The following is a 7,409-nucleotide window of genomic DNA, read 5'->3' as shown; positions in this document are numbered from 1 at the left end:
GGGCGTCTCGTAGCCGAGGCCGCTTTCCAGGATGGGCTTGCCGTACTTCAGCTCGCCGATCTGCAGATAGGGCGTGTCCCGTCCGCACTCGATGAAATTGCCCTGGCTGTAGATCAGGAACAGGCCCATCTCGCCGCCCTTGATCTGGCCGCCGAAGAGCATCGAGGCCGAGGTGTTCAGGCTGTCGGCCTGCAACGCCGGCGCGATGGACTGACGCACGCTTCGCAGGGCGTGGCCGAGCAGCTGGGCGCAGCGGAACAGGCTGTGCGCCGTCTCCAGTGTCTCGGGCTCCTCGCCGACGTTCAGGTGGACGCCGTCGCGGACCATGGCCAGGGCGGTCTGGGTGACCGACAGGTTGCCGGCGGTGGCGACGGACAGGACCCTGTCGCCGGGGCGGTCGACGACGTGCAGCTTTCGGTACGACGAGATGTTGTCGACCCCCGCATTGGTGCGGGTGTCGGCGATCATCGCCAGACCTTCCTCGACCAGCATGCCCACGCAGTAGGTCATGCGGTCCGCCACTCGCGAACGGCAGTCATCGGGGAACGGTAGCAGATTCGCATCCCAAGGGTTCCCCTATGCGGGGGAGAGTCAGGCCTGCTGCTGACCCTGTTGCATGTCGGCATCACGCACGTTCAGCCGAACCGACAGCCGCTCCCCGCCGCCGCCGTAGCTGGCCCCGCGAACGGGCGCCGCGCCGAGATAGTCCAACCCGGCGGCCACCCGCACATAGCGGTCGGTGGAACAGATGCCGTTGGCGGGGTCGAAGCCGACCCAGCCCAGACCGTCGATCCACGCCTCGGCCCAGGCGTGGGCGGCGTCCTGCTCGTCCTGGCCGTCGCGCCGAAGCAGGTGGCCCGAGACGTAGCGCGCCGGCACCCCCATCTGCCGGGCGCAGGCGATGAAGACGTGGGCGTGGTCCTGACAGACCCCCCGTCCGAGCGCCAGAACCTCCGCCGCGGTGTGGGTCGGCGTGGTCACGCCGACCTCGAACGACACCGAACCATGGATGCCGGCCATCAGCCGGTGCAGGCGGTCGAGCGGCGGATGGGCCGAGAACTCCGAGGCGAAGACCGAGATCAGCTTGTCCCGGCGCGTCAGGGCCGTGTCGCGCAGGAAGACGGTCGGCGACAACGTCTCCTGATCCGGCGGCACCACCCCCGCGGTGTCGGTCGTCACGACCTCGCCCGAGACGCGGACCGTCAGCGTCTGGGTCGGCTGTTCCGTATAGAGCGTGTGGACGATGTTGCCGAAGGCGTCTTCCGAGCGGCGCAGGCGCGCGTCGACATTGGTCTCGACGCGCCAGTGGCGAACCTGCTGGGCCTCCGACGAACGCGGGGTCAGGCGCAGGGTCTGGATGATGAACCGCGCCGCCCGGTCGTAGGCATAGGTGGTCGCGTGGTCGATATGAATGCGCACGCGTCAGCTCAGATACTGTTCGTGGATGGCCTGCCCCAGCCGACCGTTCTCGCCGAGGAAGGCCTGGATGTATTCGTGCAGGCCGGACTGGAAGATGTCGTCCATGCGCGAGTTGTCGAACGCGCGCATGCGATCCGCCGCCAGCCGCTGCGCCGGCCCGCGCCGGCCGTAGTCGTTGGCCAGCCGCTCCAGATAGCGGACGATGGAGGCCTGGCAGCTGGCCAGGGAGCGCGGCATCTGGCGGTTCAGAACCAGCAGGTCGGCGACCAGCCACGGCTTGACGCTGTCGCGATAGACCCAGCGGTAGGCGGTCAGGGCCGAGACCTCGCGCAGCAGGGTAGTCCACTGGAAATAGTCCAGCTGCCCGCCGACCCGTTCGCCCTCGGGCAGCAGCAGGTGGTATTTCACGTCCAGCAGCCGGGCGGTGTTGTCGGCCCGCTCGATCGCGGCCCCGAGACGCAGGAAATAGTAGCCGTCGTTGCGGAGCATGGTGCGGCTGGTGGCGCCCTCGACCGCGAGCGTCATCGCCTTCACCCACTCCAGGAAGCGCGTGAAGTCATCGCGCCGGCTGGGCTGCCCCTGGTCCTCCAGCCCGTTCCAGGCCCCGTTGATCGCCTCCCAAACCTCAACGGTCAGGGCGGTGCGCACCGACCGGGCGTTGGTTCGGGCGCGGGTGATGCAGGCGGCGATCGAAGACGGGTTCTCGGGCGCGAAAGCCAGGTATTCCCGCACCGACTTCTCGGTGGGCGATCGGCCGAGGGCCTTCGGCACGCTGGCGCAGGCCAGGGCGCTGGCCCACACCGTCCCGGCGTCGCCGTCCCCGCGGCTCGGAATAGCCGCCAGCCGGATCGTCGCCTCGAGAATCCGCGCGAGAAAGTCCGCGCGCTCGATGTAGCGGCCGGTCCAGTACAGGCTGTCTGCGGTGCGGCTCAGCATTCAGACATCCAGCACCCAGGTGTCCTTGGTCCCGCCGCCCTGGCTGGAATTAACCACCAGCGAACCGGGTTTCAGCGCCACGCGCGTCAGCCCGCCCGGCGCCACGCGCACGCCGTCGGGGCTCGAAAGCACGAAAGGCCGCAGATCGACGTGCCGGCCGCACAGTTCGCCCCTGTCCAGCGTCGGCGCCGTCGACAGCTCCAGCGTCGGCTGGGCGATGAAGTCGTCGGGGTCGTTGACGAGCCGCTTGCGGAAGGCCTCGACCTCGCTCTTCGACGCCGCGGGCCCGACCAGCATGCCGTAGCCGCCCGAGCCGCCGACCTCCTTCACGACCAACTGGTCGAGGTTCGACAGCACCTCTTTCAGCGCCTGCGGCTCCCGGCATCTGAGGGTTGGGACGTTTTTCAGGATGGGCTCCTGGCCGGTGAAGAAGCGGATGATCTCCGGCATATAGGTATAGACCGCCTTGTCGTCGGCCACGCCGGTCCCGACCGCGTTGGCGAGCGTCACCGTCCCCGCCTGATAGGCTGTCATCAGCCCTGGGACGCCCAGCGAGGAATCCGGCCGGAAGGTCAGCGGATCGAGATAGGCGTCGTCGATTCGGCGATAGACGACGTCGACCTGCTGACGGCCCTGCGTGGTGCGCATGAAGACCTTGCCGTCGTCGACGAACAGGTCCCGCCCCTCGACCAGATCCACCCCCAGCTTGTCGGCCAGGAAGGAGTGTTCGTAATAGGCCGAGTTGAACGGCCCCGGCGTCAGGACCACGATGGTGGGATCCGATCCCGCCGCCTCCGGAGCGCAGGCTCTCAGGCTTTGCAGCAGCATGTCGGTGTAGGTCTCGACCGGCCGCACCGGATAGTCGGCGAACAGATCGGGGAACAGCCGCATCATCATCTCGCGGTTCTCCAGCATGTAGGAGACCCCGGACGGCGTGCGGCAGTTGTCCTCCAGCACGTAGAAGCCGTCCTCGCCGGTCCGCACCAGATCGACCCCGGCGATATGGACCCAGACCCCGCGCGGCGGGCGTCGCCCCTGCATCTCGGGCACGTAGTGCGGGTTGGTCAGCACCAGCTCGGGCGGCAGCACTCCGGCCTTCAGGCATTCCTGCGGCCCATAGATGTCGCTCAGGAACAGGTTCAGCGCCTCGACGCGCTGGATCAGTCCTGCCTCCAGCCCCGCCCACTCGGACGCGCCGATGATCCGCGGCACCACGTCGAAAGGGATCAGCCGCTCACTGGACTCGGCTTCGCCGTAGACCGCGAAGGTGATGCCCATCCGGCGGAAGAACAGCTCGGCCTGACGCGAGCGCGCCTGCAGCAGGCCCTCGGGCGCCTCCTCTAGCCAGCGCGCCAACCCGCGATAGGGATCGCGAACGCCCCCGCCGTCACCTGACATCTCGTCGAAGGCCATACCGCTCCCGCTGCATCGATGGTGCAGCGTGGCCCGACAGGCTCCGCTGGCGCAACAGGAATGGCGGGGAATGGCAAACGGTTCAAGCCGCCCCCCGACTTAAGGCCAAGGCTGTCAGGTCCGCGTGATCGGCGGAACAGCACAGGCTGCACCCGGTTTTTCGAGCTCCATCCACGGAGAGCAGAACCATGCAGAACCCGTTCAACAACAACCGGCCGCGAAACGAACACGGCGGAGGCGAGCACGACGAGCACCGTTGGGAGATGCGGGACCAGCGTCACGGCGAGGAACGCTCGTGGACCGAGGGTGATGGCGGTCGGACCGCCGAGGCCTTCCGCGGTCAGGGGCAGCATGACCGCCAGATGTCGGGCTCCAGCGGCATGGGCTACGGGCAGGATCAGCAGAGCCGCCATGGCGGAGGCATGTCTCGCGGCTGGACCGGCGACCGGTCTCAAGCAGGCGGCGCCCAAGGCGGCATGAGCGGCGGCGCGCCCTACGGCCCTGGCCCTGAGCAGAGCCAACTGCGCAGCCAGGGCTACAGCCAGAGCTACGGTCAAAGCTATGCTCAAAGCCAGGGTGGTCGTGACCAGGACCCGTCCTATGGCGGCGGTTCACCGCAGGGCGGCGGATACAGCCAGGGCGGCGGCTACGGCGGGTCGGCCATGGGCGGCGGCTCAGCGAGGAGCGGCGGCTACGGCAAGGGCCAAGGGAGCCACTCGCAGCAGGGCTACAGCGACCACGGCTACGCCCCCGGCCGCCAGATCTGGGAAGGCTCGGGCGGCAGCATGGGTGGTCAGAGCCACGAACACCACGAGTTCGAGCCGGACTACCTGCACTGGCGCGAGCAGCAGCTCTCGGCCTTCGACAAGGACTACACCGACTGGCGCAACGAACGCCGCCAGAGATTCTCGTCCGACTTCGACAGTTGGCGCCAGACGCGGCCGCGCTCGGAAGCGTCTGGCGAGCACAAGACGCCGGCTGAAAACCCGATCGTCGGCGACGTGTCCGACGGCGGCGTCGGCACACAGGATGCCGACAAGCGCTGACAGGCGCATCCGGCATGACGAAGGGCCCGATCTCCGGACCGGGCCCTTTTCTTTTGATCAGTTGGCGCCGCCCGCCGTCGCCCGCGGCCCCGCGTTCTTGACGTACTGGTCCAGCCAGCGGGTCATCTCCCACAGGGTGTGGCCGACCGACTCCCGCGCCCGATAGCCATGGGCCTCGAGCGGCAGGACCACATAACGCACGGTCGCGCCATGCCCCTTCAGCGCGGCGTAAAAGCGCTCCGACTGGACCGGGAAGGTGCCCTGGTTGTCGTCGGCCTCGCCGTGGATCAGCAGGATCGGCTCGTTGACCCGGTTGGCGTAGGTGAAGGGCGACATCTGATGATAGGTGTCGGTGGCCTCCCAATAGCTGCGCTGCTCGGCCTGGAAGCCGAACGGCGTCAGTGTCCGATTGTAGGCGCCCGACCGCGCGATCCCGGTGCGGAACAGATCCGTGTGAGCCAGCAGGTTCGCGGTCATGAAGGCGCCGTAGCTGTGCCCCCCGACCGCGATCCGGTCGCGGTCGGCCACCCCCAACTCCACCACGGCATCGACGGCCGCGCGGGCGCTGTCGCTGAGCTGCTGGATATAGGTGTCGTTGGGCTCTGCCCCGTTCACGCCGACGATGGGCATCGAGGGATCGTCAAGCACCGCATAGCCCTGGGTCAGCAGGAACAGGTGGCTGGAGCCGCCGGGCCGCACGAACCGGTTGGCGGTGTCGACGACCTGCCCAGCCACGGCGGCGTCGGTGAACTCGGCCGGATAGGCCCACATCACCAGCGGCAGCGGCCCATCCCGGTTCTTGTCGTAGCCCGCGGGCAGATAGAGGGTGCCCGACAGCTGCACCCCGTCGGCGCGGGTGTAGGTGATCAGCTGGCGCGTCACGCCCGCGAGCTGCGGCGCCGGGTCGGGGAAGGTGGTCAACGCATTCGGCTGCGCAGCGCCGAGGTCGCGGACGAACAGGTTGGGCGGATCGTTGCGCGTTTCGCGCCGCGTCACCAGCCGACGGCCCTGCTCGTCCAGCAGGCCGACGATGCTCTCGTAGTCGCCGCTGGCCGAGGTCCAGATGCGCTCGGCCTGACCGGTGTCCAGGTCCATGGCGGCGAGGAACGGATACTCCCCCTCGCGGGTCGCGCCGTCGCCGCTGACCAGCACGCGGCCGTCCGACGCGAAGCGCATGACCGGGAAGCCGCTGGCGTTCGGCTCGGTCAGCGGGAAGCCGGGGTCGTTGTACCGGTCCTGATAGTTGCGCTCCATCAACACCCGGTCCTGCCCCGGGTTCGACGGGTCGAGGACGTGGCGGGTCTCGTGCCGGGTGTTGAACCAGCGGCTGGTGACCAGCGCCGTATCGGCGTCGCCCCAGGTGATTCCGGCGTAGCGCTCCTTCAGGTCGATGAGGCGCGTCGGCTGGCCATTGAACGGGGCGGCGAGGCTGAAGACTCGGTCCCGCACCTCAGCCGGGGTGCGGGGATCGCCGCCGTCCTGCGCCTCGGTCCAGACCAGCGTCGCGGGCGCGTCGGCGCGCCACTGCACCGAGCGCGGACCCGGCGCCACCGCGTCGAAGGGCGTCGGCACATTGTCCCTCAGCGGCAGGTCGGCCACGCGGTGAAGAACCCGGCCCTGAAGGTCGGTCACGACCACGTCGGCCGGGAACAGGGCGGCGGGCACGACGTAGCTGTACGGCCGCTTCGCCGTCGTCTGCAGCAGATAGCGGCCGTCTGGGGAAACTCCGGCGCCGAGATAGACCGCCGGAGATCCGAGCGTGCGGGGCGCGCCGCTCAACGGCACGAACGTCAGCTGCGAGGTGAAGTAGTGGTCGAACAGGGCTTCGTCGCCGGCGTCGCCGAGCAGATCCTGATAAGTCCGCACCGGCGCCGCGCGGCCCATGCTCTCGGCCACGGTCGGACCCGCCGGGGGGCGGCTGACGTCGGGCGCGGCGCCCCGGCCAGCGGGCGTCATCCGCACGACAAGACCCGAGCTGTCAGGCATCCAGTTGAACCCGGCGCCGGCGGCGGCGTTGACCCGCGCGTCCGTCAGCCTGCGGGCCGTGCCGGCCGCGACGTCCGCGGTCCACAGTTCGAGACCGGTTGGCGCGTCCATCAGGAAGGCCACCGTCTTCCCATCGGGCGACCAGCTCGGCGACATGAAGCGGGCGCCGGCCGGCAGCGGCACGGCCCGCGCCGCGCCGCCGGACACCGGCTGGAAGCTGAGACCTGTCAGCCAGTTGACCCGGCTGTTGGCCGGCCCGTTGTTGCGGGGATTGATCCGGTATCCCGCCAGCCGCAGCATCGGCTCCGCGAGCTCCGCGATCGGCGGCAGGTTGGCGCGCTCGAACAGGGCGATGGTGCTGCGGTCGGGCGACAGCGACGGCGTCGGCGTGGGCTTGCTGTCGAGGATGTCCGCGATCGGAGCCGGCGGCTGCTGGTAGGTCTGACCTTCCTGCGCCAGCACGGGGCCGGCGAGGACGGCGAGCATAACGAAGGCGGGCACGGCCCGGCTGAGCAACTGACGACGCATGCGAACTTCCCCTGGGTCATGCCCGAACGGGCCGGGCACGCTAGGGCCGGTCCTCTCGGGTGGTCAAGGGCGGGTCATATC

The 7,409-nt window shown here is 69.2% G+C and carries 6 protein-coding genes; 1 reads left to right on the top strand and 5 read right to left on the bottom strand.

Features of this window, described 5'->3' with window-relative positions; translation table 11 throughout:
- From VGB60_RS05955 to VGB60_RS05940, 4 genes are all read right to left on the bottom strand, one after another.
- On the bottom strand, positions 1-510 hold a 510-nt coding region (locus VGB60_RS05955; protein WP_331037346.1), incomplete at its 3' end, for a peptidase.
- A gap of 81 nt (positions 511-591) precedes the next feature.
- Positions 592-1,419: a transglutaminase family protein gene (locus VGB60_RS05950; RefSeq protein WP_331037345.1), complete on the bottom strand. Its 828-nt coding sequence runs from the start codon at positions 1,417-1,419 to the stop codon at positions 592-594.
- Between the two features lie 3 nt (positions 1,420-1,422).
- Entirely contained in the window at positions 1,423-2,355 is a 933-nt protein-coding gene (locus VGB60_RS05945; RefSeq protein WP_331037344.1) for an alpha-E domain-containing protein, read from the bottom strand.
- Positions 2,356-3,768, bottom strand: a complete 1,413-nt coding sequence (locus VGB60_RS05940; RefSeq protein WP_331037343.1) for a circularly permuted type 2 ATP-grasp protein — start codon at positions 3,766-3,768, stop codon at positions 2,356-2,358.
- 188 nt (positions 3,769-3,956) lie between these two features.
- On the opposite strand from VGB60_RS05940, the gene VGB60_RS05935 reads away from it, so the two are divergent.
- Positions 3,957-4,814: a hypothetical protein gene (locus VGB60_RS05935; RefSeq protein WP_331037342.1), complete on the top strand. Its 858-nt coding sequence runs from the start codon at positions 3,957-3,959 to the stop codon at positions 4,812-4,814.
- 57 nt (positions 4,815-4,871) lie between these two features.
- On the opposite strand, the gene VGB60_RS05930 is transcribed toward VGB60_RS05935, so the two are convergent.
- Positions 4,872-7,328, bottom strand: a complete 2,457-nt coding sequence (locus VGB60_RS05930; RefSeq protein ID WP_331037341.1) for a S9 family peptidase — start codon at positions 7,326-7,328, stop codon at positions 4,872-4,874.
- Positions 7,329-7,409: the final 81 nt, after the last annotated feature.

Origin of the sequence: Brevundimonas sp. (genome assembly GCF_036399195.1) — a bacterium.
GTDB lineage: Bacteria > Pseudomonadota > Alphaproteobacteria > Caulobacterales > Caulobacteraceae > Brevundimonas.
This window is presented reverse-complemented; position numbering and strand designations above follow the sequence as displayed.